Source organism: Flavobacterium sp. GNP008 (assembly GCF_056428965.1).
In genome coordinates, this window is record NZ_JBWJVL010000002.1 from 584,483 (window position 1) to 611,146 (window position 26,664).

The following is a 26,664-nucleotide window of genomic DNA, read 5'->3' on the forward strand; positions in this document are numbered from 1 at the left end:
TTTTATTGTGTTTTTATAAAATGTTGCACAAAATTAAGGAATTAAGTTTTGTTTGAAGTTTAATTCCGAAGGTTTTTTGTCACGAATTTATAGTAATTAACATTTACTTGTCATTGAATACCACTTAAAATTCACCTTTATTCTAAATATCAACAACCGTCGTATTTTTTACTTCACTAATCATAAAAGTGCTATGTGTACTGCCTATATGTTGCAATGTAGTCAGTTTTGTAACCAAAAACTCTCGATAGGCTTCCATATCTTTTACGACTATTTTCAAGATATAATCGTAATCACCACTCACATGATGGCATTCAAGGACTTCCTTGAGTTTTACCACTTCATTTTCGAATGTAGCGATAAACTCTTTGGTGTGTTGAATCAATTTGAGGTGACAAAAAACAACAAATCCTTTTTCAACTTTCGAACGATTGACTAGCATAACATATTTATCGATAATTCCTTCTCTCTCCAGTTTTTTAATTCGTTCGTAAACAGCAGTAACAGAAAGATTAAGTTTTAAGGACAATTCCTTGGTTGTTTTTTTACTGTCGGTTTGTAATAAAAAAAGTAATTTTTTATCGATGGCGTCTAATGTCATTTTATTAAAATTTGAATTGAAATAAAATCTATATAAATCCTATTTAAGAAGCTAATTTAGAAAAATAAATTATATATTTTAATTATAATAGTTTTAAAGTCTAATAATAAGCAATAGTATTGATTATTAATCTAGAACACTGTTATTTTGAATAGATTTTTTACGCAGCGAATTACCATCAGGGATAGCTTCAAATAACAATAAAAAACAATTATGAAAAATTTCAATCCGGCAGACAACATTCAGGATTTACAGTACTTTGGCGAATTTGGTGGTGTGAATCCATCCATTTCGGATTCCTCAACCTACACTTTCTTATCGGCAAAAACAATGTTCGATACTTTTGAAGGCAATATAGAAGGCTGTTATTTATATTCACGTCACTCTTCTCCAAGCAATTTATACTTAGACAAAGCCTTGGCTGCGATGGAAGGCACAGAAACAGCCAATGTTTCAGCATCAGGAATGGGAGCCATTACCCCTACATTGTTGCAATTGTGCGGTTCTAGCGATCACATCGTTTCCAGCAGAACTATTTATGGCGGAACCTATGCTTTCTTGAAGAATTTTACACCAAAATTCGGCATCAAAACTACATTTGTGGATATTACAAAGTTAGAGGTTGTAGAAGCTGCAATTACTCCTGAAACTAAAGTTTTATATTGTGAAACGGTGAGTAATCCTTTGCTGGAAGTGGCAGATATTGCCGGTTTGTCAAAAATTGCTCAGAGATATAATTTGAAATTAGTGGTAGATAATACTTTTTCACCATTATCTGTTTCTCCTGCAAAATTAGGTGCGGATATTGTGATTCATAGTTTGACAAAATACATCAACGGGAGCAGTGATACTGTGGGAGGCGTCACCTGTGCTTCTCAGGAATTTATTGATAGTTTAAAAAATGTGAATAGTGGCGCCAGTATGTTATTGGGTCCAACAATGGACAGTTTACGTTCTGCCAGTGTGATGAAAAACTTACGTACATTACATATTAGAATGAAACAACACAGCCATAATGCGATGTATCTTGCAGAACGTTTTGAAAAAGAGGGTCTAAAAACGGTTTATCCTGGTTTAAAAAGTCACCCAAGCCATGCATTGTATACTTCAATGATTAATCCCGAATATGGTTTTGGAGGTATGATGACACTAGATGTTGGAACTTTAGAAAAAGCAAATGCACTAATGGAATTAATGCAAGCAAAAAATCTAGGATATTTGGCAGTGAGTTTAGGATTTTACAAAACCTTATTCAGTGCTCCCGGAACTTCAACTTCAAGCGAAATTCCAATGGAAGAACAAATAGCAATGGGATTAACTGATGGATTAATTCGGTTTTCTATAGGTTTGGATAATGATATCCAAAGAACCTATCACATGATGAAAAAATGTATGATGGAATTGGATATACTAACACCAGAATCAGTTTTGATGAATTAGTTTATTTACTTCATAATTTAATAAAGCAGCAAAATATTTTGCTGCTTTTTTTGTTGCTTTAATTTTCAATAAATGAATTCAATATCTAATTAAGATACTGTTTACCAATCAAATAAAATTCTTATTACCTGTAATGCAGATCAGAATAAATTAAAAATTTCACATAACATCCAAAAAAAGTCATATAAATATTCTGATACTTTTGAGTATTAATAATGTTATAATTTCTCGGAAAATTATTTATGGAAAAATGTGTCAATACTAATTGATATTATTTAAAAAGAGGGCAAAAAAAAACCTATTCAAATAAATGAATAGGTTTCTTTAAAGAAAGGCGACGACATACTCTCCCACATAACTGCAGTACCATCTGCGCAGGCGGGCTTAACTACTCTGTTCGGGATGGGAAGAGGTGAGCCCCGCCGCAATAACCACCTTAAGAGGTTATAATTGCTTTGGGCAATTACTGTAATGTTGTTTATACTACTATAAACACCAATCACATAATATCTTAACATACTGAGATAAAGAAAATAAAAAGTATTAGAAAGTTTCTTCCCCGGGTTGCCCCGGGGAAAAGCGTACATAAGCTTACGGGTTATTAGTACTACTCGACTATGACATTACTGCCTTTACATCTATAGCCTATCAACGTAGTCATCTCCTACGACCCTTAAAAGAAATCTCATCTTGTGGTGGGTTTCGCGCTTATATGCTTTCAGCGCTTATCCCTTCCAAACGTAGCTACTCTGCGATGCCACTGGCGTGACAACAGATACACTAGAGGTTTGTCCAATTCGGTCCTCTCGTACTAGAATCAGATCCACTCAAATTTCTTGCGCCCACAGTAGATAGAGACCGAACTGTCTCACGACGTTCTGAACCCAGCTCGCGTGCCACTTTAATGGGCGAACAGCCCAACCCTTGGGACCTTCTCCAGCCCCAGGATGTGACGAGCCGACATCGAGGTGCCAAACCCCCCCGTCGATATGAGCTCTTGGGGGAGATCAGCCTGTTATCCCCGGCGTACCTTTTATCCTTTGAGCGATGGCCCTTCCATGCGGAACCACCGGATCACTATGCTCTACTTTCGTACCTGATCGACCTGTATGTCTCTCAGTCAAGCTCCCTTATGCCATTGCACTCTACGCACGGTTACCAAGCGTACTGAGGGAACCTTTAGAAGCCTCCGTTACTCTTTTGGAGGCGACCACCCCAGTCAAACTACCCACCAAGCAATGTCCCCCGCATAGCGGGGTTAGGCCTCAGACAAACAAAGGGTTGTATTTCAACAATGACTCCACAACGCCTAGCGACGCCACTTCACAGTCTCCAACCTATCCTACACATCATTTGTCCAAGGTCAATACTAAGCTATAGTAAAGGTGCACAGGGTCTTTTCGTCCCACTGCGGGTAAGCGGCATCTTCACCGCTACTACAATTTCACCGAGCTCATGGCTGAGACAGTGTCCAGATCGTTACACCATTCGTGCAGGTCGGAACTTACCCGACAAGGAATTTCGCTACCTTAGGACCGTTATAGTTACGGCCGCCGTTTACTGGGGCTTCATTTCAATGCTTCTCCGAAGATAACATCTCCACTTAACCTTCCAGCACCGGGCAGGTGTCAGGCCCTATACTTCATCTTACGATTTTGCAGAGCCCTGTGTTTTTGATAAACAGTCGCCTGGACCTCTTCACTGCGGCCAGCATTGCTGCTGGCGACCCTTCTCCCGAAGTTACGGGTCTATTTTGCCTAATTCCTTAGCCATGAATCTCTCGAGCACCTTAGGATTCTCTCCTCGACTACCTGTGTCGGTTTGCGGTACGGGTACTTATTACCTGAAGTTTAGAGGTTTTTCTTGGAAGCCCTTAGGCGCACTATCTCTTTGTCCGAAGACTCCGAGTACTATCGTATTTCCCCAAGCCGCGTGGATTTGCCTGCGCAGCTTATAGGTAGGTACTTCAACGAACTATTCCGTCAGTTCGCGGCGCTTTCATCACTCCGTCACCCCATCACAGTAATAACTAGTACGGGAATATTAACCCGTTGTCCATCGACTGTCCCTTTCGGGTTCGCCTTAGGTCCCGACTAACCCACAGCTGATTAGCATAGCTGTGGAAACCTTAGTCTTTCGGTGTGCGGGTTTCTCGCCCGCATTATCGTTACTTATGCCTACATTTTCTTTTCTCACCGGTCCAGCATACCTTACGATACACCTTCTACCCTGTGAGAATGCTCCCCTACCACTTAGAGTAAACTCTAAATCCATAGCTTCGGTAATATACTTATGCCCGATTATTATCCATGCTCGTCCGCTCGACTAGTGAGCTGTTACGCACTCTTTAAATGAATGGCTGCTTCCAAGCCAACATCCTAGCTGTCTGGGCAGACAAACCTCGTTCTTTCAACTTAGTATATATTTGGGGACCTTAGCTGATGGTCTGGGTTCTTTCCCTCTCGGACTTGGACCTTAGCACCCAAGCCCTCACTGTTATGAAACATTATATAGCATTCGGAGTTTGTCAGGAATTGGTAGGCGGTGAAGCCCCCGCATCCAATCAGTAGCTCTACCTCTATATAACTTTACGCATAACGCTGCACCTAAATGCATTTCGGGGAGTACGAGCTATTTCCGAGTTTGATTGGCCTTTCACCCCTACCCACAGGTCATCCGAAGACTTTTCAACGTCAACCGGTTCGGACCTCCACTATGTGTTACCACAGCTTCATCCTGCCCATGGGTAGATCACACGGTTTCGCGTCTAACACTACTGACTAAAGCGCCCTATTCAGACTCGCTTTCGCTACGGATCCGTGGCTTAACCACTTATCCTTGCCAGCAACGTTAACTCGTAGGCTCATTATGCAAAAGGCACGCCGTCACCCCACGAAAGGGCTCCGACCGCTTGTAAGCGTATGGTTTCAGGATCTATTTCACTCCGTTATTCACGGTTCTTTTCACCTTTCCCTCACGGTACTGGTTCACTATCGGTCTCTCAGGAGTATTTAGCCTTAGCGGATGGTCCCGCCAAATTCAGACAGGATTTCTCGTGTCCCGCCCTACTCAGGATACCACTATCGTTATCTTCTATTACTTATACAGGGCTATCACCTTCTTTGGCTCTACTTTCCAGTAGATTCTAATTCTATCCGCAACAAATAACGTGGTCCTACAACCCCAATATTGCCGTAACAACATTGGTTTGGGCTAATCCGCGTTCGCTCGCCACTACTTACGGAATCACTTTTGTTTTCTTCTCCTCCGCCTACTTAGATGTTTCAGTTCAGCGGGTTTGCCCACCTATCGGTGTACTATGTCTTCAACATAGTGGGTTGCCCCATTCAGGTATTTACGGATCATATCGTGTGTGCCAATCCCCGTAACTTTTCGCAGCTTATCACGCCTTTCATCGCCTCTGAGAGCCAAGGCATCCCCCATACGCCCTTATTTTGCTTATTGTACCAACACATTATTTAAAATGTGCCGTTTCTTTTACTTGTCTATAAATAAACAAGCAAAAAATGCTTTCTACTTTTTATTATTTTCTTATCTCAATATGTCAATGAACTTTTATGCTGAATTTATTTCAACATCTTGTGGAGAATAACGGAGTCGAACCGTTGACCTCCTGCGTGCAAGGCAGGCGCTCTAGCCAGCTGAGCTAATCCCCCAATCTAATTATGAATTGTGAATTATGAATTATGAAATACTTTCATAACGCCTCAACTCTAGAATTTCTTCTTTTATTTAAGTCTAAAATAGTTGTCTCGGACAGACTCGAACTGTCGACCCCTACATTATCAGTGTAGTACTCTAACCAGCTGAGCTACGAGACACTCTTATTCTTAAATGGTATTATTTGAACTAACAGCAAGAGTAATATAATTTCAACATTTGTTTCCTTCTCGAACTTTCGTCTTCTTTCCCAAAAGTGTTGTTTACACAACTAACATTCGGGCTCTAGAAAGGAGGTGTTCCAGCCGCACCTTCCGGTACGGCTACCTTGTTACGACTTAGCCCTAGTTACCAGTTTTACCCTAGGCAGCTCCTTGCGGTCACCGACTTCAGGCACCCCCAGCTTCCATGGCTTGACGGGCGGTGTGTACAAGGCCCGGGAACGTATTCACCGGATCATGGCTGATATCCGATTACTAGCGATTCCAGCTTCACGGAGTCGAGTTGCAGACTCCGATCCGAACTGTGACCGGTTTTATAGATTCGCTCCTGGTCACCCAGTGGCTGCTCTCTGTACCGGCCATTGTAGCACGTGTGTAGCCCAAGGCGTAAGGGCCGTGATGATTTGACGTCATCCCCACCTTCCTCTCAGTTTGCACTGGCAGTCTCGTTAGAGTTCCCGACATGACTCGCTGGCAACTAACGACAGGGGTTGCGCTCGTTATAGGACTTAACCTGACACCTCACGGCACGAGCTGACGACAACCATGCAGCACCTTGTAAATTGTCTTGCGAAAAGTCTGTTTCCAAACCGGTCAATCTACATTTAAGCCTTGGTAAGGTTCCTCGCGTATCATCGAATTAAACCACATGCTCCACCGCTTGTGCGGGCCCCCGTCAATTCCTTTGAGTTTCATTCTTGCGAACGTACTCCCCAGGTGGGATACTTATCACTTTCGCTTAGCCACTGAGATTGCTCCCAACAGCTAGTATCCATCGTTTACGGCGTGGACTACCAGGGTATCTAATCCTGTTCGCTACCCACGCTTTCGTCCATCAGCGTCAATCAATTAGTAGTAACCTGCCTTCGCAATTGGTATTCCATGTAATCTCTAAGCATTTCACCGCTACACTACATATTCTAGTTACTTCCTAATAATTCAAGTCAGACAGTATCAATGGCCGTTCCACCGTTGAGCGATGGGCTTTCACCACTGACTTATCTGACCGCCTACGGACCCTTTAAACCCAATGATTCCGGATAACGCTTGGATCCTCCGTATTACCGCGGCTGCTGGCACGGAGTTAGCCGATCCTTATTCTTACGATACCGTCAAGCTCCGACACGTCGGAGTGTTTCTTCTCGTATAAAAGCAGTTTACAATCCATAGGACCGTCATCCTGCACGCGGCATGGCTGGATCAGGCTTGCGCCCATTGTCCAATATTCCTCACTGCTGCCTCCCGTAGGAGTCTGGTCCGTGTCTCAGTACCAGTGTGGGGGATCTCCCTCTCAGGACCCCTACCCATCGTTGCCTTGGTAAGCCGTTACCTTACCAACTAGCTAATGGGACGCATGCTCATCTTTCACCGATAAATCTTTAATATATAAATGATGCCATTCATATATACTATAAGGTATTAATCCAAATTTCTCTGGGCTATTCCTTTGTGAAAGGTAGATTGCATACGCGTTACGCACCCGTGCGCCGGTCTCTAGTTCCGAAGAACTATACCCCTCGACTTGCATGTGTTAAGCCTGCCGCTAGCGTTCATCCTGAGCCAGGATCAAACTCTTCATCGTATATTGTACGCTTGAATAAATTCAAGCTATTGTTATTCGACTAAATTCTAGTGGTTTTTTCAAATCTCTCGATTCTATTACTCTTTATTCTTTTGTCTTAAGATCTCTCTTAAAACGGCTGTCAATTCAATATGTCTAGGAACGTGTTCTTCTTTGTTTCTCTCTTCGTTTGATTCATATTGTGTCTCTCTGGAAGCGGGTGCAAAAGTACAACTTCTTTTTTCAACTGGCAAGAAAATTTTGAAGTTTTTTTAGAAATATTTCTATCTCTCTTTCTTCTCGTTTTACTACCAATCTGTCAAGGAACATTGCGCGTTTTGCGGGGTGCAAATGTAACTTCCGTTTTCTAATCTCACAAGCTTTTTACAATCTTTTTTTGAAAATAAATTTTCTCCTTGATTCGTTTTTCTTGCCAGTGTTTAAAAGAACGTATGCGTCATTGCGGGTGCAAAACTACACCCTTTATTCGCTTTTACAAGCTTTTTAATCGCTTTTTTTTGACCTTTTCTTAACCTAATCTTTAACTAGCTGATATCAAGTTTTTTGAAACCAAATCTTTTTAAACAAAACTACAATCAAACAACTAGTAAACTCGTTTTATTGTCAAAATACCCTATTCCGGTAAGGATGGACCGTTTTCAACTACCTTTCGAATTTTAATAATGCCTTATGAATTCAACCATTATTAACGCTTTTAATGCCCTTTAATACGATCTCAACATTCAAAATAGCTTCCATTACCAGTAATCGAACAAAAGAAACTGGTCTGGATCAATAAAATGGTTTTATCCTATACCTTATATAGTAACAAACATCCCTTTTAAATTCTCTCCTATATATAAGGTATCATAATATGTCGTCTAGATGTCATTCTGAATTATTCGAATAATCAACAAGCTCCGCCTTACACTAGCTCGCGTTAGGGATAGAAGCAAAAAGCCCACAGTACCGCCTTCTTTGGCGGGACGAGGACTTGTAGCGAATAGCCCGACGCCATATATAAAGAGAGTCAACTAATCCCTAGATTAATTGACTCTCTTTATATATAGCGAAACGCTCTAAATAAAAATTACTGTTTCAGCTTCTCAGCTTTGGACTCCCAGGAATCGGTTAGATTGCTATAATCAACTGATTTTGCAGGATTTTGGTTTTGTAATCTTCCGGAATCAAATGCTCGAACTAATATTGTTTCTATCAGATAGTCTTCATTAACATCGAAAGGTGCATACTTTGTTTTTAAATTAATGTCAAACATGCTGGCTGCGGTATTCGACCAAAATGCTTTCCAACCACTTTTTAGGTTTTTTACCAACTCATAAGTTGTGGTGCCTGTTTGGCGATGAATTAACTTTACCAGAATTTGACCTTGTTTACGGGAGAGTTTTTTAAGTTTAGCTTCGAACTCCTCACTCAAATAACTTTCAACTATCTTAAAGTACCTTTTTTTCTCTTTATTTGTTTTGAGGTTTGCCATTCCTTTATTCAAAATCGTCAATCGCTCCGAAGCTAATTTTGCATAAGGATACGTTTTAAAAACACGGCTTTGAAGTAATAAAAATTGCTTTCTTGCATCGGGATCCATTTTCTCCTTGTATATTAATACTTCCGGTAATTGAATCGTATCGTTAAGAATGGATTCGTCATTTTCTAACTCATAGCCCATCTTTGTGGTATCCTGAGGTATTACCTGTGCATTAACAGACATCGTGGTAAAAAGAATAAGCAACAAAAATTTAATTAGCTTCATATAGGGAAATTTAATTGCCAAAATTATACATTATATATACAACTGTAATGCCAAATTTATAATTTAGCAAAAAAATAATTTTATGAGCACTAAATCAATATTAAACAAGTCGTCACTTGACTTTTTAGAAAACTATCTTAATAATGCCTCCCCTACCGGTTATGAAAGTAGTGGCCAAAAATTATGGATGGATTATTTAAAACCTTATGTTGATACTTTTATAACGGATACCTACGGTACAGCGGTAGGAATTATAAACCCTGATGCTCCCTATAAAGTAGTAATTGAAGGCCATGCGGATGAAATTTCCTGGTACGTTAATTACATTACGGATGACGGATTAATCTATGTGATTAGAAACGGTGGTTCAGATCATCAAATTGCCCCTTCAAAACGGGTCAATATACATACTAAAAACGGTATCGTAAAAGGAGTTTTTGGTTGGCCTGCGATTCATACGAGAAATAGAAGTAAAGAAGAAGTGGCTAAAGTCGATAATCTCTTCATTGACATTGGTTGTGAAACTAAAGAACAAGTTGATAAAATGGGTGTTCATGTAGGTTGCGTGATTACGTATCCTGATGAATTCATGATTTTAAACGAAAATAAATTTGTTTGTCGTGCCATTGATAACCGTATGGGTGGGTTTATGATTGCCGAAGTAGCTCGTTTGTTACACGAAAACAAAATAAAACTTCCTTTCGGATTGTACATTACCAATTCGGTTCAGGAAGAAGTAGGGCTCCGCGGTGCCGAAATGATTACCAAAACCATCAAACCCAATGTAGCTATAGTAACCGATGTTTGTCATGACTCTACTACTCCAATGATTGATAAGAAAATTGAAGGAGAAACAAAAATTGGTAAAGGTCCTGTTGTAACGTATGCGCCGGCTGTTCAGAATAATTTGAGAGAATTGATTTTAGAAACTGCCATGGCTAAAGAAATTCCATTCCAAAGATTAGCTTCTTCTCGTGTTACGGGTACCGATACCGATGCATTTGCATACAGTAATGGTGGCGTAGCCTCAGCATTGATATCATTGCCGTTGCGTTACATGCATACCACGGTTGAAATGGTGCATCGTGACGACGTTGAAAACGTAATTAAATTAATTTATGAAACCTTATTGAAGTTAGAAAACGAAGAAACATTCTCTTACTTCAAATAGTTTTAGGAGCTAATCCCTCTATCCGTTGCAAATGAAATTCACTGAACTCAAATAAAAATATAGTGAAGTAATCTTTCCCTTTTTGGCAGCAAAAAGGGAAAGGATTTCCACTACTATCAGGACTAAAAAAACCGCAATTCAAATTATGAATTGCGGTTTTTTTGTTAACTTTACTTAAACAATTCTTAAAATGCAGTCAACCGCCACGTCAATCGAAGCCTATTTAGAAGAAATTCCCGAGGAAAGAAAAGATGCTTTTAAAAAACTGAGAGAAACTATTCTAGAGAATATTCCAAAAGGATTTGTTGAACGAATGTCATACGGCATGATTGGATATGTGGTTCCACATTCCATCTATCCAAGCGGCTACCATTGCGAACCAAAGCTACCGTTACCTTTTATAGGTATTGGATCCCAGAAAAATTTTATCGCGCTATACCACATGGGAATTTATGCTAACCCAGAAATACTAAATTGGTTTATTACTGAATACCCAAAACACAGCACCCAAAAATTAGACATCGGAAAAAGTTGCATCCGGTTTAAAAAGGTTGACCAAATTCCATTCGATCTAATTAGAGCACTTGTGCAGAAAATATCAGTACAGGACTGGATTAATACTTATGAATCACAAATTAAACCAAAGTAAAACGAAACCTTAAATTTTTAAATAGATATGAATATCATCAAAAAGATTCTAGCAATCATAATAGCCCTCGTGTTTTTGGCCCTAATTATTGCTCTATTCTTGACCAAAGACTTTGCTGTTGAAAGAGAAATTACAATCAACCAACCAAAAGACAGTGTGTTCAATTATGTAAAGTATTTGAAAAACCAAGACAATTTTAGCGTTTGGTCTACTAAGGACCCTGCGATGAAGAAAACATTTACTGGAACTGACGGAACCGTTGGTGCTATTGCGGGTTGGGATAGTACTGATAAAAATGTAGGCGTTGGTGAGCAAGAAATCAAAAAAATCGTTGAGGGCGAACGAATTGATTTTGAACTTCGTTTCAAAGTACCGATAGAATCTACAGACTATGCTTTTATGACAACACGAACCATCACACCAAATCAAACCAAAGTAAAATGGGGATTTTATGGAAACATGCCTTATCCCATGAATCTTATGTTGCCTTTTATGAATATGGAAGAAATGCTTGGAAAGGATTTGCAAGATGGATTGAATAACTTAAAAGCAGTTCTAGAAGAATAGTCGTATTTTCAATAAAAGCAAAACTGCAATTCAAAATTATGAATTGCGGTTTTTTCGTTACCATTTATGAATGAATTATTTGTTGGCTAAATATCCCAAAACATTTTTTTCGATTCTTTCATCTATACTAGTGATATCCGCTTTTACAAATTTCTCTCCTAAGATATTTTCGTATAATTCGATATATCTTTCAGAAACTGTTTGAATGTATTCATCCGTCATATCTGGAATTTGTTGTCCTTCTAGTCCTTGAAAACCATTTTCGATTAACCAACGACGAACAAACTCTTTCGATAATTGTTTTTGTTCTTCCCCTTTGTTTTGACGTTCCTGGTATCCTTCAGCGTAAAAATAACGAGAAGAATCCGGTGTATGAATTTCGTCAATCAAGACAATTACACCTTCTTTAGTTTTACCGAATTCATATTTGGTGTCAACCAAAATCAAACCACGACTGGCTGCAATTTCAGTTCCCCTCTGAAACAAATCTCTTGTAAATTTCTCTAAAACCAGATAGTCTTCTTCAGAGACAATTCCTTTCGATAAAATATCCTCTCGAGAAATATCAGCATCATGTTCTCCGTTATCCGCTTTGGTTGTCGGCGTAATAATAGGTTCCGGGAATTTATCATTTTCTTTCAAATATTCTGGCATTTTCACGCCACAAATTTCTCTTTTGCCAAGAGCGTATTCTCGTGCAGCATGACCTGAAAGATAACCCCGAATGACCATTTCTACTTTGAAAGGCTCACATAAATGACCTACAGCCACATTAGGATCAGGAGTTGCAATTAACCAGTTCGGAACAATATCCTGTGTTAATTCCATGAATTTTGTAGCAATCTGATTTAGAATTTGACCTTTATATGGAATTCCTTTTGGTAAAACTACATCAAAAGCCGAAAGCCTGTCTGTAGCTACCATAACCAAAAGTTCATCATTGATGTTATACACTTCTCTTACTTTACCGCGGTAAACAGATTTTTGGTTTGGAAAATTAAAATCCGTAGTTGTGATGGTATTGCTCATTATACTAGTTGTGTGTGTTTATTTTTGTTCTTGCAAATTTAAAACTATTTCATAGAGTTTCGCAAAGAACAGAACTCTTAAATTTCATTTTTATCTCTAAAGTTATTTTTTAAGCAGCGTATCGTTGAATAAATTTAAGATTCGGCTGTATTCATCAACCCATGAATAGGTTTCTTTAAAACCATGAGCTTCTACAGGAAACGAAGAAAGACTCCAGTTTTTCTTCCCTAATTCGATAAAACGTTGAGACAAACGAACAATATCTTTGTACTCTACATTGTCATCTACCATTCCATGTAGCATCAATAAATTACCTTGTAAATTATCTGCAAAATAGATTGGTGAACTTTTTTTATAAGCATCAGGATCCGTTTCTGGAAAATTAAGAATGTTTCCTGTGTAGCCATGATTGTAATGCGCCCAATCTGTTACAGAACGCAATGCCGCACCCGAAGCAAACTCTTTGGGAGTAGTCAACATTCCCATCAACGTGATGAAACCTCCATAAGAACCGCCATAAATCCCTACTCTTGAGGCATCAATTCCATGGTTTTCAACTAAGTATTTCTTGCCGTCTATTTGATCTGTTAAATCCTTACCGCCCATAAAACGGTAAATTCCTGTTCTAAAATCACGTCCATATCCATCGCTGCCTCTATAATCAATATCCAAAACGGTATACCCCAAGTCTACCAATAAATTATGAAACATGTATTCTCTGTGGTACGTACTCCAATAGTTATGTGCATTTTGCAAATAACCAGCACCATGAACAAACAAGATAGCGGCTTTATTTGCATTAGCCGTTTGTGGCTTGTACAATCTAGCATTTACGGGAGTTCCATCCTGCGCTTTGAAAGTAATTACTTCTGGTTCACGCCAAGAATATCCTTTAAAACTTTCCGTAGTTGAGGACGTTATCTGATTTAAGTTTGCATTCTTTTTATTAGGTGCTATATACAATTCCCAAGGTTTGTTTTTATACGAATAACGCACCAATAAAGTACTTTCATCTGGAGACAAACTCACTTCATGAGCGCCATCTTTAGTTAAAATAGGTTGTAAAACCGGATTTGAAACTTCCAATTTATAGCAATTTCTGTTTCCCGGATGCGTAGTCGTTGTGATCAAATAAAAAGACTTTTTATCTTTTGCCAAAGTCACGTTGCGCACTTCCCAATTTCCTTTGGTCAGTTGGGTCTTCTTTTTTGACTTTAAATTATAGCTATACAAATGAGAATAACCCGTTTCTTCTGATTGGAAATATGCGGTTTCATTGTCTCCTAAAAATCCAAGTGCCCCTCTTCCATAAGAATTAGAAGGAATTCCAGGTCCGCCAATCCAAGCTTCGTCATGTTGATAATCTAATTCTTGAAAAGTTCCTTTCTCTAAATTTAAACTGACAATCCATCGGTCTTTGTTGTCTTGACTTCTTATTTCGGCAATTGCGTAAGAACCATTTTCATTGTAAACAGGTTCCTGAACCACAATTAGTTTGTTCTTTTTTTCTGCAGTTTTTGATTTTTCATACAACTCAAAATATTTAGGAACATCCTGAATGTGGCTCAATGATGAAAAATTCATGAAATAAACAGAATCTTTGGCCATGTTATACACTCCGAATTTAGTAGGTAACAAATTTTCTACAGAAACTTTTTCCTTCGTATCTTCTATTTGGTTGTAGCCATCAGCAGTTATGAAAAGTTCCATTTTTTCATTCTTGCGTTCTGAATCTTCTATTAATCTGAAGGTGGCAAAGTTTCCTTTTGGATCCACTTTTAAGCTCCCAAAGGTGTTTTTTCCATAATAATAAGGCTTTGGAAAATCCGATTTTGTAGTTTTTGATTTTGCTAAATTCCATTTTTTAAGCGCTTCCTGATCTCTAACAAATTGAAACAATTCCTCTTGTTGGTTTTTTAAAAAAGATTCTTTTTCCGTTGTTGCATCTTCTCCTTTTCCTCGCCTGAAATTAGTGAGTTGAATAATAGAACCTTCATTGGTATTGAACTGAAAGAGGTTTTCATTTTGTCTAAAATAAAGCATTCCAGCGACAGAACCCATTTGCAAGTTAGAAATAGGACTGCTTTGTTGGTATAGTTTTTTAGATGTTTTACTTTTTAAGGAATATGAAAATAATCTTCCTTTATCGATGTAATAATACAAATCCGGATTGGCTGTTTTTTTGAAATCTAATTTTGAAAAAGCAGCTTCATTTGGCGATGCTACTTCTGGTTTTGACAATCCGTTTTTCCAGAAATAAGTACTTGTACCCAATTCATTATTGGGATTCCAATCAAAATAAACTTTTTGTCCATCTAAAGACCATCTTTCATTTTCTGGTTGCGCACCAATGAAAGTGTTGCCTTTCATGATTTCTTCCAGTTTAAGGGCTTGACTTTGTATTGTTATGGAAAACAAAATACAGATAACAAGGGTTAGTTTTTTATTCATTTTACTGTTTTTATTAAAAAATCGATTCTAAAATTATTTTTAAAAGTATTCATTTAAAATTTTTAACTATTTAAAAGTTGTTTTGCTATATATTTAGCTACTCCTTCATTATCATTAGTTAGTATTACTTCTAAATGAGAAAGTTTATTCTTTAAACTATCGGGTGCATTTCCCATTACTAAACCTTTCCCCGAAGAATTAAGCATATTTTCATCATTATATCCGTCACCAAAAGATATAGCTTCATTAAAAGCAAAATTCTCTTTTTCTAAAATTTTTGCAATCGCAACACTTTTATCTACTGATTTGTCCATGAATTCCAAACACAGCGGAAGACTAAAGGCATGACTAAAAAGGCCTGTATGGTCCTCTAAAATCCGATCCCTTAATTCAATTAATTTCGAATGTTTATGGTGTGTGAAGAATACTTTTATAGCACTTAAGTCTTCCAAACTATCAAAATCTACCAGTTCAGGATGATAATTTACTTCTGGTTGAAATGCATTTAGTTTTTCATTATGCTTGTTTGTTTGCCAAACATTTTCTCTAAACAATACTGTTGTGATTTCAGGATCAATATCTAATGACAAGACGGATTTAACCGCATCGCTTTCCATATTAAAAGAAAAAAGAAGTTCTTTTTCAGGAGAATGTATACGTGCCCCATTTGAAGTAACTAAATAAAGAGGAATATTTAAACCTGCAACTATGGGCATTGCATCCAAGTGATGCCGACCAGTTGCTACAATTATTAAATAATTTTGATTGTTGAGTTCTTGAAAAACAGTTTTGGTATATTGGGATATTTTGTGATCTGAATTGAGTAAAGTTCCATCTAAATCACTAATAACTACTTTAATTTTTTCTTTTAAAATCATTTGTTTTTCACTGTCATTTTTAATAATTTCAAATTTATTCCATTTTTAAGAGATATGCAATGATTAAAGAAAAGTTTAACCCATAAGTATCATTAAATAATATAAACTACTCTACCGATTATATATTAATTTCAAAGTTATAGTTACTAATAGAAAGGCCTAAACTACACCTATCAGTATAAATTAGTATCTCCATTTTTATATCAAATAAGAGTAAATTATATAATTAAATAGCAAAATAGTATAAGATTTTGTATGGGATTAATGTTTACTTTTATGATATATAAATTTATAACTAAAACCAAAAGAAATGAAAAAAGTTACCTTTTATTTAATGATGATGGTATTATCATTAAGTATTGTTCCTACACAAATGTTAGCTGGTGAAAAAACTCCAACTTCAGTTTCAAACACACCAAAAGAAGTTCCGGCAGAAGTAAAAGTGTTGCTTAATCGTCTTGATGAAATAAAAGCAATGGACAAATCATCATTGAATTCCGCAGAGAAAAAAGAGTTGCGTAAAGAAGTTCGTGCTATCAAGGCTGAATTAAAATCTACAGGAAATGGTGTTTATTTATCTGTAGGTGCAATTATTATCGTTATTCTTTTGTTGATTCTTTTGTTGTAATCTAATAAAAAATAAATAAAAAGGAAACGACATTAATCGTTTCCTTTTTTTTTGCAATCCAAACAGACGAAAATAATATTATTTAATATTGGCATAGTTGTTGGCTTTAGTATAGGAAATATTGACTCAAAGAATTACTATAAATAAGTATTAATTAAAATTTAAAAAAATGAAGACATTAAAATTAATTGCGATAGGAGTAATACTTTTAGTATCTACGCATACGATACAAGCTCAAGTTTCAGTAAATGTAAATATAGGAAGTCCTCCTGCTTGGGGTCCTGCTGGATACTCTGCAGTAGAATACTATTATTTACCAGATGTACAAGCCTATTATGATGTAAGAGCGACACAATTTATTTATTTTGGTGGAGGAAAATGGGTTCGTTCCAGAAATTTACCTTCTCAATACAGAAACTATGATTTATACAATGGTTATAAAGTAGTATTGAATGATTATCATGGTTCTAGACCTTATAGCAACTTTAAAAGTCATAAAGTAAAATATCACAAGGGATACAAAGGAAGTCCACAAAGAACAATAGGAACCCGAAAAGTTGTGATTCATAAAGATTCATATAATCACGGTAACAATGGGAATACTAATTACAAAAAAGGAAAAGGAAATAATGGCCATGAAAAAGGAAATAAAGGACGTGGTAACGATAAACATTAATATGTAGATAAACTATTAAAAATGAGAACCTCACGCGAGGTTCTTTTTTTTTGAGTAAAAAACCATCTTAATTAAATCTTAAAAAAATGTTATTTTTTTTACGTTGGCACAATTGTTGGAAAACTAGAGATGGAGCTATAATTTATAGTCCTATAAATAAGTCCAATTAAATTTAAAGAAAATGAGAACACTAAAATTAATCGCCGTAGGAATTATCCTTTTTGCATCAAGTACAATACATGCACAAGTTTCTGTAAGTTTAAACATTGGTAGGGCACCTTCTTGGGGTCCCGTAGGTTATGCTGAAGCTGAGTATTACTATTTACCTGACGTGGAGGCTTATTATGATGTAAGAGCAACACAATTTATCTATTTTGGTAGCGGAAGATGGATCCGTTCTAGAAACCTTCCAAATCAATATAGAAACTACGACTTATACGGTGGCTACAAAGTGGTATTGAATGATTATCATGGTTCAAGACCTTATAACAACTTTAGAAACCATAAAACTAGATATTATAGAGGATATCATGGGAGAGAACAACGAAACATTGGATACAACAATAACCGTAGAGTCTATGTTAACCACAGACAAGATGACAACCGCAGACAATATGATAATCATAGAAAATATGATGACGATAGAGATGATGACGATAGAAAAGAATATAAAAAACAGTACAAAAATTATGGCCATGGAAAAGGTCGTGACCGAGGAGACGACGACAGAGACTAAATTAAATTCATAAATTATTATAAACTACAAAGAGAGAGAACTAAAATTAGTTCTCTCTCTTTGTAGTTTAACTGAAATTTTATTTTAAAGATAACTAAAAAGATTTCAGAAAAAAACTTTTAATTCCTACATTTGAAGCTATTGCAAATTAAATTTAAAAAAATGCAAAAAAAACACATTCAAGCTATAATAGTATTCCTTTTTTGTTTTCAAATTACAAATGCTCAACAACCACAAAAATTAAATGCTGTTGAAATTTATAACCAGATTCACAAGCTTAATTTTCTTGGTTCAGTACTTTATATAGCAGCACATCCCGACGATGAGAATACCCGATTAATTTCTTATTTATCCAATGAGCAAGAAGCCAGAACTGGATATTTGTCTTTGACACGCGGTGATGGTGGTCAAAACCTAATAGGTACACAATTGCGAGAATTATTAGGAGTGATACGAACTCAAGAACTTATTGAAGCTAGAAAAATTGACGGTGGAGAACAGTTTTTTTCTCGTGCCAATGATTTTGGATTTTCCAAAAACCCAACCGAAACATTAGAAATATGGGACAAAGAAAAAGTATTGGCGGATGTTGTTTGGGCCATCAGAAAGTTTCAACCCGATGTAATTATTAACCGGTTTGATCATCGCTCTCCAGGAACTACACACGGTCATCACACCGCATCGGCAATGTTAAGTGTAGAAAGTTTTGAAATGGCTAACAATCCAACTATTTTTCCAGAACAATTGCAATTTGTAAAACCTTGGCAAGCAAAACGCCAATTTTTTAATACCTCTTGGTGGTTTTATGGAACTATCGAAAAGTTTAATACTGCCGATAAAACTAATTTAATAGCATTACAAACCGGGGTTTATTATACCGGATTAGGAAAATCGAATCAGGAAATAGCGGCACTAAGTCGGAGCCGCCATCAATCACAAGGATTTGGCAGTACTGGTGCACGAGGTGAAGAAACAGAGTATTTAGAGTTTATAAATGGAGATGCTTTAAAAGAAAAAAAATCGCTTTTTGAAGGAATTGACACCTCTTGGAACCGATTAAAAGGAGGAAAAGCAATTGGTGAATTATTGACAACCATTGCAGCTGAATTCGATTATAATAATCCTTCGGCAAGTATTCCAAGTTTGGCGAAAGCCTATACGATGATAAAAGCTTTGGATGAAAATCATTGGGTACCACTTAAATCTGAAGCCATAAAAGAAATTATAGCAGCCTGTTCCGGTTTGTATCTCGAAGCCGTTGCCCAAAATCAGGAAGCAACTCCCGGAAGTACAATAAAATTAAAACTCGAGGCCATCAACAGAAGCTCCGCACCCATACAATTAATGAGCGTGACTACTTTACCCGAACAAATAAGCACACCTCAAAACCGCGAATTAAAAAATAATATTTTAAACGGCATAAACTTAGATTTAAAATTACCTGAGTCAATTAACTACACACAACCGTATTGGTTAAAAGAAAATGGAACTGTTGGAATGTATGCCGTAAATCAGCAACAAAACATTGGAATTCCAGATATTATTCGGGAAACTAAAGTGGTTTTTAACATTCAAATCAACGGAATCGAAATTCCATTTGAGCGCACCGTAATTTATAAATTTAATGATGATGTAAAAGGTGAAGTATACAATTATCTCGATATTGTTCCTGAAGTTACCACTTCAATTATGGACAAAGTATTACTTTTTAAAGACACCAAAATTAAACACGTAGGCGTTAGAATTAAAGCAGGTAAGGATGATGTGAAAGGAAACTTACAACTTGAACTGCCTCAAAACTGGAATGTTTCTCCAAAATCAATCCCTTTTAACATTCAAAAAAAGGGAACGGAACAAATTGTTTATTTTGAGGTCACTGCACCAAATAGATCCGAAGAAGTAGTAGCCAAAAGCGTTGCTATAATTGATAATAAACGATTTGACAAGGAACAAATCATTATTAATTATGACCATATCACTAAACAGCAAGTTTTAAAATTGGCTGAAGCCAAATGCATCAAAACGGATTTAAAAACAAATGGTGAAAAAATTGCATATATTATGGGTGCTGGAGATGAAGTCCCTAGCAGCTTGATTCAATTAGGATACTCAGTTACACTCCTTAAACCCGAAGAAATATCATCGGAAAAATTAGAGCATTTTGATGTAGTTATAACTGGGGTACGCGCGTACAATACCGTTGCAGCATTAGCGAACAAGCAAAACATTCTTTTTGATTTTGTAAAAGGCGGAAAAACAATGCTCGTTCAGTACAATACTGCCGGTGATCTTGTAACAGAAAATATCGCGCCTTATCCCTTGAAACTATCCCGTGACCGAGTAACGGAAGAAGATGCCGAAGTTCGGTTTTTAGTACCAAACCATCCCGTTTTGAATTTCCCCAACAAAATCACCACTAAAGATTTTCATGATTGGAAACAAGAGCAAGGATTGTATTACCCAAGTGAATACGATAAAGCCTTTACTCCTATTTTATCTTCAAATGATAAAGGCGAAAGTCCTAAAAATGGCGCTTTACTAATTGCTCCTTATGGAAAAGGACACTATATTTATACCGGTCTAAGCTTTTTTAGAGAATTACCCGAAGGTGTTACTGGTGCATATAAATTAATTTCCAACATTATTTCGTTACAATCATCTGAAAATATTCCTGTTCAAAAAATCAAGAACTAAACTTATTTAAAATGGAAATAAAAAAAATAAAAACTTGGAAGAAGAACTATACTTGGGTGCTTGTAGCCAATGCTATTTATATCTTGATCTTTTGTCTCATCATGAAATTATACGCTTAAATTATGCAATTATTTGATTGGGTTATACTCATAGTTACTTTACTCTTCATAGTCATTTACGGAGCTTGGAAAACCAAAGGGAGTAAAAATGTGGAGGACTTTATTCTGGGTAATAATGAAACGCCCTGGCATGTAGTAGGACTCTCGGTTATGGCGACACAAGCCAGTGCAATTACGTTTCTTTCTACACCAGGACAAGCCTATCATGACGGAATGGGTTTTGTGCAATTTTATTTTGGATTACCAATTGCCATGGTGGTAATTTGCGTAACTTTTATCCCTTTATACCATAAATACAAAGTATATACTGCTTACGAATACTTAGAAAAAAGATTTGATTTAAAAACGCGTTCTTTAGCAGCAATACTTTTCTTGTTCCAAAGAGGTTTAGGAACTGGATTAACCATTTATGCGCCAGCGATTATTTTGTCGGCAATATTGGGTTGGAATCTTACCTATATGAATATTATTATTGGTGTATTGGTTATCATTTATACTTTTTCGGGCGGGACAAAAGCAGTGAATGTAACTCAAAAACAGCAAATGTTTGTAATTATGTCCGGAATGCTAATTACTTTTTTTCTGATATTGCATTACCTACCCAATGACATGACATTTACCAGTGCGCTGCATATTGCTGGAGCAAATGACAAAATGAATATTGTTAATTTTTCCTTTGATCCAGAAGAAAAATATACTTTTTGGAGTGGTATTACAGGAGGTTTTTTCTTGGCATTGGCTTATTTTGGAACGGATCAATCGCAGGTAGGACGTTATTTATCAGGAAAATCTGTTCGAGAAAGCCAAATGGGATTAATCATGAACGGCCTTTTAAAAGTGCCTATGCAGTTCTTCATTTTACTGACCGGAGTTATGGTTTTTGTTTTTTTTCAATTCAATCCTGTTCCGTTAAATTTTAATCCAAACAACAAAGCCATGATTGAAAAATCGGCTTACAAAGGCGAATACAATGCTTTGGAGAAAAAATTAGACGATTTATCCGAAGATAAAAAAGTAATTAATCTGTTGTACATCGATCAGCTCAATCAAGATTATGACAATCCAATCCTTCGAAAAGAATTAGTGGCTTTGTCCAATAAAGAAAAAGATTTAAGAGATCGAGCCAAAGAAATAATCCTGAAAGCCGATAGCAACAGTGAAACCAACGACAAAGATTATGTATTTTTTCACTTTATACTCAATTATTTACCCAAAGGACTTATCGGTTTATTGTTGGCCGTTATCATTTCAGCCGCCATGTCTTCTACCGCTTCTGGACTGAATGCATTGGCATCTACAACAGCAATTGATATTTACAAACGTAATCTGAAAGAAGAAAAATCAGAAAAACATTATCTCTATGCTACAAAATTCTTTACCTTATTGTGGGGAGTTATCGCAATACTATTCGCTTGTATTGGGACGCTGTTTGAAAATTTAATCCAATTGGTAAATATCATTGGATCCATATTTTACGGTACTGTACTGGGAATTTTTCTTGTTGGTTTTTATATACACAAGGTCCAATCCAAAGCTATTTTTTACAGCGCCGTAGTTAGTCAGATCACTATTTTTATCATTTATTATTATGCCATTTATATTTTCCCGAGTGGAGAAGAAAAACTGGGCTATTTATGGCTTAATTTCATCGGAGCAATGTTAACGATTGTTATTTCCTTACTATTGCAGTGGACTATTTTTAGGAAACAAAAAGTAATTGTAGTCTAGCTATATTTAGGATTGCTTTTTATTTTAGAACTAAAGAGTTATTTTTAGTTTTTATTTTTTATTTACCGCAGATTCACAAATTATCATAATTTGCGAATCTGCGGTTCTTTTTTTAACTTCTAGATATTCCTTAAGTGACAATATTAGGAGAATTTTTCTTTATTAAAATACAGCCGATAGTAAACTGGCGGAGCAATTATAGTAGAATAATTTATAAATAAAATAGCTAAAATTTTCAAAAAAAATCTCGTCTCTAAAGGGAGACGAGATTTTGTTAAATAAAAAAGTTAGAGTAATTAGTTTTTACTCCACTCTGCAATACTATCTTTATTCATTTTTACATAGTCTTGGTTTTTTGCAATTTCAGCTGCTGCAAGAGATAATTTAGCCGTTTCGATAGCGCCTTTTTTGTCTCCAAGTTTGGCTTGAATCAATGACTTCAATCTGTTAAACCAAAACGGTTTGTCTTTAGACATATCCAACGCTTTGTTTACATAAACTAACGCTTTTGTATTGTCACCATTCGATTGAAATAAAAATTGAGAGGCAGAAAAATAATCTGCGGCAGTAGGACCCGCTAATGCTTTCTCGATATTAGCTGTTGCTTTTTGTTGTGTAGGCACTTCAAATTTTAAAGCGGCATACGAATTCTCCCAGTACATTTCTAAAAATGCAAAATTATTATCTAAACCACTAACTCCAATGGTAAATGTTTCCACACTTCTATTTAACGTTTCTGGCTTAACAGTAGCTCTAAGCGCTACATTTTCTTCTTTCCACTCTTCTGGATTCCCCCAGTTATCAGTAGTTTTATAAAATATTATTTCCCAGCTTTCTATTTTAGGGATAGTATACAATGAATATTTTCCTTTTTTCAAGGTTTTACCATCAATAACAACATCGTCGCTAAAAGATACGGTTGTATTTTCATTTGCTCCTGTTCTCCAGACTTTTCCAAAAGGAATCAAATTGCCAAAAACAGCTCTACCTCTAGCACTTGGTCTTGAATAATTAATCTCTACATCTGTCAAACCAACTGTTTGCATTATAGTAGCTTTTGGACTTGACTGCGGCGTTTTTACTTGTGCCTCAATGGTGAAATTTGCGATGATAATGGCAAATACAATAATTATTTTTTTCATGTTACACATTTTTTATGTTTCCCAAATTTACAAATTCGGTAGTTTGTAAATGTTAATTATTTCTTAATTTAGAATCCATTTTATTTACTAGATCAAAATCTAATTCGTTAAAATGATTAATCACAACATCAGCCTCAGATAAATCTTGCGCCTCAGAATGAATACTGTTGTAACCCACACAAAAAATACCGGCTGCTTTAGCGGCTCTTATTCCGTTTGTGCTATCTTCAATAACGATACAATTCTCTTTTGGAGCAACTGATAAACTAGCGGCATGTTCAAAAATAGCAGGATGTGGCTTTGATTTAGGAAAATCTTCTCCGCTTACCACATGTGTAAAATAGTCGTGCAACTTAAACCTACTAAACACACGTTCAATAGTAACTTTGGATGCCGAAGAAGCCAGAATCAATTGCATACCATTTTGATGCAATTCTTTAATAAGATTTTCAACACCTTGCAATAATTCTAAATCAGCTTTACTGTCAAATGCATCATTAAAGATGTTCCTTTTTCGTTGAATTAAATCCTCTACTTCGTGTTCTATCACGAAAACTTCTTTCAATTTCTGAAACGTATTTCGAGTAGAAAAACCGGTAAATGAAGTATACATTTCCTCCGTAACAGTAATATTTAATTCCTCGAATTGTTTGAAATAAGCATAACGGTGAACAGGTTCCGTATCGACAATTACGCCATCCATATCAAAAATTACGGTTTGTATCATTTTTTTAATTATTTGAATTACTTAGATACCACTGATTTTCAATTCTGAATTCTGAACACTATTTTTAAGTAAATAACGAATTACAGTTTCTGCAGCATATAATCCAAATAATCCCGGCATATAACTGTTTGTCCCGTAAAATGATTTTTTGAAATTGGATCCATCAGTCATTTTCAAACTCGCTTCGTCCTGAATTTCAGAAGAAAAAACCACTTTCAGTTTATCAATTTTCACTTCTTTTAATCGTCTTCGAATGGTTTTAGCAAAGAAGCAATTCACAGTATTGGTAATATCCGTCACTTTCACTTTAGAGGCTTCCATTTTTCCGCCAGCGCCCATACTGCTAATGATTTTTACTCTTTTTCGCTTGGCGCCAATAATCAAATTCAATTTTGGAGTCACACTGTCTATGCAATCCAAAACATAATCAAATTCCTCTGAAACAATTTCGAAAGCACGCTCCGGCGAAAGAAATTCCTGCACACGAGTCAATTTCAATTCTGGATTAATGTCCATCAATCGATCCCCTACAACAGTCACTTTAGGTTGCCCCACAGTCGAATGTAAAGCGGGTAATTGTCGGTTTATATTGGTAATATCAACTACGTCACCATCTACAATAGTCATAGATCCCACTCCTGCTCTTGCCAAAAATTCAGCCGCAAAAGAACCAACACCCCCTAATCCTACAACCAATACATTTGCCTTTTTCAAATTATCTAAACCTTCTTTTTTGAATAAAAGTTCGGCTCTTTCTGTCCATTCTGCCATTTTCTTTAGTTTATTGTTTATAGTTTGTTGCTCTCAAAAATCTGAAATCAACAATCGTTAATCTACATTCTTAAATCAATTATAGTTCAATCTTGAATACTTCCAAAAAATTACTATTCACCATTTCCTGTATTTCTTCCACAGAAATTCCTTTGTATTTTGCTGCTAATTCATAAACTGCTTCAATTCCTTCTTCAACAGTATCCGTTTCGAGAAAAAATCGATTATTGGGAACGCTTTTAAAAACAGCTTCTAGGTCCTTATTTAGCAATAAATATTTTCCAAACGAAATATAAAATCCATTGTCCACTAATTGTTTGGCAACTGGTGCATTTTTCGAAAATCCATGAATCAACATAGGAACTGAAATATTCATTTTTTTCTTAATTGAAATCAATTCCTGAAAAGCCGCGACACAATGTATTACCACTGTTTTTTGATATTGCTGTGCCAAAAGCAATTGCTTTTCGAAAACCATTTGTTGTAATTCCATTGGAATATTGATGCGTTTGTCTAATCCGCATTCGCCAACAGCGAGACAATTTGCCTCTTGCAATTTACTTTCAATTATTGCCAAATCAGCCCCTATTCGTTCTTCAACGATAAACCACGGATGAATCCCGATAGAATAATACGGAATTGTAGTATCAAATTCCTGCGGATATTGATTCACTAATTCCAACACATTGATCTGATTGGTATATTTATGCGTATGCAGATTAAAGAATTCCATTAGTAGTGAAACTTTTTAACCCCAGCTTTTATCTCGATATTCAAATCATTTTCCAATGGTACTTTTGGACAAGAATACTTAGGATTATAAGCGCAATACGGATTGTATGATGTATTAAAATCAATAACAATCTTATTTCCTTTTGGAATCCTTAAATCGATGTATTTCCCGCCAATGTAACTTTCGTTGCCTGAAGTCAAATCTGAAAACGGCAGAAATAAATAGTCTTTATATTCTTCTTTTTTCGAAAGCTCAATATTTTTATAGGCATTCAATTTAAAATCCCGTCCACCAATTGTAAAAGAAAGTTCGCCATATTTCACATACAATGGTTTCCTGTCCGTTGACGTCTTCATTTCAAAAGGCTTCTCTTTTTTTGTTCTCACAAATTTCGCTGAAACAAAAAACTTCCCGTCAATAGGATAAAAATCAAGCGTTTTGAATTCAGCTAAATCTTCTGCAGTTAAAGGACTTGTCTTTGCATCCGCATATTCTGTGTTTAATTCCTTTTGAAATTTGGCTACAGCCGAAACCTCAAATTGTTCTTGACCAAAGCCAAAATTCAATTGTACTAAAAGAAACAAAGTAAAGAGCATTCTCATATTCTGATTTTTATGCAAAAATAGTTTAAAAGTTACTAGGACACAAAGACGCATCGGTACAAAGTTTTCTACCTTTGTGAAATTATAACTT

Annotated in this window: 20 protein-coding genes, 2 tRNA genes and 3 rRNA genes; 9 read left to right on the forward strand and 16 right to left on the reverse strand. The window is 36.2% G+C overall.

Annotation, left to right across the window (positions count from 1 at the left end; genetic code table 11):
• Positions 1-142 precede the first annotated feature (142 nt).
• Complete coding sequence (locus AC0608_RS08900; protein ID WP_478288819.1) at positions 143-601, reverse strand: Lrp/AsnC family transcriptional regulator; 459 nt, start codon at positions 599-601, stop codon at positions 143-145.
• Positions 602-814: 213 nt separating this feature from the next.
• On the opposite strand from AC0608_RS08900, the gene AC0608_RS08905 reads away from it, so the two are divergent.
• Positions 815-2,041 (forward strand): aminotransferase class I/II-fold pyridoxal phosphate-dependent enzyme, encoded by a 1,227-nt coding sequence (locus tag AC0608_RS08905; protein ID WP_478288820.1) that lies wholly within the window; start codon positions 815-817, stop codon positions 2,039-2,041.
• Positions 2,042-2,370: 329 nt separating this feature from the next.
• Here AC0608_RS08905 and rrf read toward each other — a convergent pair.
• The 7 genes from rrf to AC0608_RS08940 form a co-directional block, all read right to left on the reverse strand.
• Positions 2,371-2,480: ribosomal RNA gene (gene rrf, locus AC0608_RS08910) — 5S ribosomal RNA — on the reverse strand.
• 142 nt (positions 2,481-2,622) lie between these two features.
• Positions 2,623-5,506 (reverse strand): 23S ribosomal RNA (locus AC0608_RS08915).
• Between the two features lie 138 nt (positions 5,507-5,644).
• Positions 5,645-5,718 (reverse strand) — tRNA-Ala (locus AC0608_RS08920).
• 91 nt (positions 5,719-5,809) lie between these two features.
• Positions 5,810-5,883: transfer RNA gene (locus AC0608_RS08925), tRNA-Ile, on the reverse strand.
• Between the two features lie 128 nt (positions 5,884-6,011).
• Positions 6,012-7,525: ribosomal RNA gene (locus AC0608_RS08930) — 16S ribosomal RNA — on the reverse strand.
• The 16S, 23S and 5S rRNA genes sit together here with 2 tRNA genes alongside, the layout of an rRNA operon.
• Positions 7,526-7,602: 77 nt before the next feature.
• Complete coding sequence (locus AC0608_RS08935) at positions 7,603-7,758, reverse strand: hypothetical protein (protein WP_478287969.1); 156 nt, start codon at positions 7,756-7,758, stop codon at positions 7,603-7,605.
• Between the two features lie 836 nt (positions 7,759-8,594).
• Positions 8,595-9,272, reverse strand: a complete 678-nt coding sequence (locus AC0608_RS08940) for a DUF4294 domain-containing protein (RefSeq protein WP_478288821.1) — start codon at positions 9,270-9,272, stop codon at positions 8,595-8,597.
• Positions 9,273-9,354: 82 nt separating this feature from the next.
• Here AC0608_RS08940 and AC0608_RS08945 point away from each other — a divergent pair, with 82 nt between their 5' ends.
• The 3 genes from AC0608_RS08945 (at position 9,355) to AC0608_RS08955 (ending at position 11,659) form a co-directional block, all read left to right on the forward strand.
• A complete protein-coding gene (locus AC0608_RS08945; protein ID WP_417960447.1) occupies positions 9,355-10,443 on the forward strand; it encodes a M42 family metallopeptidase in 1,089 nt (362 codons plus the stop codon).
• 190 nt (positions 10,444-10,633) lie between these two features.
• Positions 10,634-11,092 carry a DUF1801 domain-containing protein gene (locus AC0608_RS08950; protein WP_417960449.1) on the forward strand — a complete coding sequence of 153 codons (459 nt, stop codon included), beginning with the start codon at positions 10,634-10,636 and terminating at the stop codon, positions 11,090-11,092.
• 27 nt (positions 11,093-11,119) lie between these two features.
• Positions 11,120-11,659: an SRPBCC family protein gene (locus AC0608_RS08955; protein WP_478288822.1), complete on the forward strand. Its 540-nt coding sequence runs from the start codon at positions 11,120-11,122 to the stop codon at positions 11,657-11,659.
• A 75-nt stretch (positions 11,660-11,734) separates the two neighbouring features.
• Here the strand turns inward: AC0608_RS08955 and AC0608_RS08960 are convergent, their stop codons facing one another.
• The 3 genes from AC0608_RS08960 to AC0608_RS08970 form a co-directional block, all read right to left on the reverse strand.
• Complete coding sequence (locus AC0608_RS08960) at positions 11,735-12,688, reverse strand: phosphoribosylaminoimidazolesuccinocarboxamide synthase (RefSeq protein ID WP_478288823.1); 954 nt, start codon at positions 12,686-12,688, stop codon at positions 11,735-11,737.
• 102 nt (positions 12,689-12,790) lie between these two features.
• A complete protein-coding gene (locus tag AC0608_RS08965; protein ID WP_478288824.1) occupies positions 12,791-15,139 on the reverse strand; it encodes an alpha/beta hydrolase family protein in 2,349 nt (782 codons plus the stop codon).
• Between the two features lie 62 nt (positions 15,140-15,201).
• Positions 15,202-16,017, reverse strand: coding sequence for a Cof-type HAD-IIB family hydrolase (locus AC0608_RS08970; protein WP_478288825.1), 816 nt, complete (start codon positions 16,015-16,017; stop codon positions 15,202-15,204).
• A gap of 310 nt (positions 16,018-16,327) precedes the next feature.
• On the opposite strand from AC0608_RS08970, the gene AC0608_RS08975 reads away from it, so the two are divergent.
• The 5 genes from AC0608_RS08975 (at position 16,328) to AC0608_RS08995 (ending at position 22,598) form a co-directional block, all read left to right on the forward strand.
• Complete coding sequence (locus AC0608_RS08975; RefSeq protein ID WP_478288826.1) at positions 16,328-16,645, forward strand: hypothetical protein; 318 nt, start codon at positions 16,328-16,330, stop codon at positions 16,643-16,645.
• A 169-nt stretch (positions 16,646-16,814) separates the two neighbouring features.
• Positions 16,815-17,321 carry a hypothetical protein gene (locus tag AC0608_RS08980; RefSeq protein WP_478288827.1) on the forward strand — a complete coding sequence of 169 codons (507 nt, stop codon included), beginning with the start codon at positions 16,815-16,817 and terminating at the stop codon, positions 17,319-17,321.
• A gap of 181 nt (positions 17,322-17,502) precedes the next feature.
• Entirely contained in the window at positions 17,503-18,057 is a 555-nt protein-coding gene (locus AC0608_RS08985; RefSeq protein WP_478288828.1) for a hypothetical protein, read from the forward strand.
• A gap of 162 nt (positions 18,058-18,219) precedes the next feature.
• Entirely contained in the window at positions 18,220-20,751 is a 2,532-nt protein-coding gene (locus AC0608_RS08990) for a PIG-L family deacetylase (RefSeq protein WP_478288829.1), read from the forward strand.
• 122 nt (positions 20,752-20,873) lie between these two features.
• Positions 20,874-22,598: a sodium:solute symporter family protein gene (locus tag AC0608_RS08995; RefSeq protein WP_478288830.1), complete on the forward strand. Its 1,725-nt coding sequence runs from the start codon at positions 20,874-20,876 to the stop codon at positions 22,596-22,598.
• Positions 22,599-22,894: 296 nt separating this feature from the next.
• On the opposite strand, the gene AC0608_RS09000 is transcribed toward AC0608_RS08995, so the two are convergent.
• From AC0608_RS09000 to AC0608_RS09020, 5 genes are all read right to left on the reverse strand, one after another.
• A complete protein-coding gene (locus AC0608_RS09000) occupies positions 22,895-23,740 on the reverse strand; it encodes a DUF2911 domain-containing protein (protein WP_478288831.1) in 846 nt (281 codons plus the stop codon).
• A gap of 52 nt (positions 23,741-23,792) precedes the next feature.
• Entirely contained in the window at positions 23,793-24,467 is a 675-nt protein-coding gene (locus AC0608_RS09005) for an HAD family hydrolase (RefSeq protein WP_417960367.1), read from the reverse strand.
• A gap of 21 nt (positions 24,468-24,488) precedes the next feature.
• Positions 24,489-25,238 carry a tRNA threonylcarbamoyladenosine dehydratase gene (locus tag AC0608_RS09010; protein ID WP_478288832.1) on the reverse strand — a complete coding sequence of 250 codons (750 nt, stop codon included), beginning with the start codon at positions 25,236-25,238 and terminating at the stop codon, positions 24,489-24,491.
• Positions 25,239-25,317: 79 nt separating this feature from the next.
• Positions 25,318-25,971, reverse strand: coding sequence for a TatD family hydrolase (locus AC0608_RS09015; RefSeq protein WP_478288833.1), 654 nt, complete (start codon positions 25,969-25,971; stop codon positions 25,318-25,320).
• Positions 25,971-26,573, reverse strand: coding sequence for a DUF1684 domain-containing protein (locus tag AC0608_RS09020; protein WP_478288834.1), 603 nt, complete (start codon positions 26,571-26,573; stop codon positions 25,971-25,973). The genes AC0608_RS09015 and AC0608_RS09020 overlap by 1 nt, the downstream gene beginning before the upstream one ends.
• Positions 26,574-26,664 lie beyond the last annotated feature (91 nt).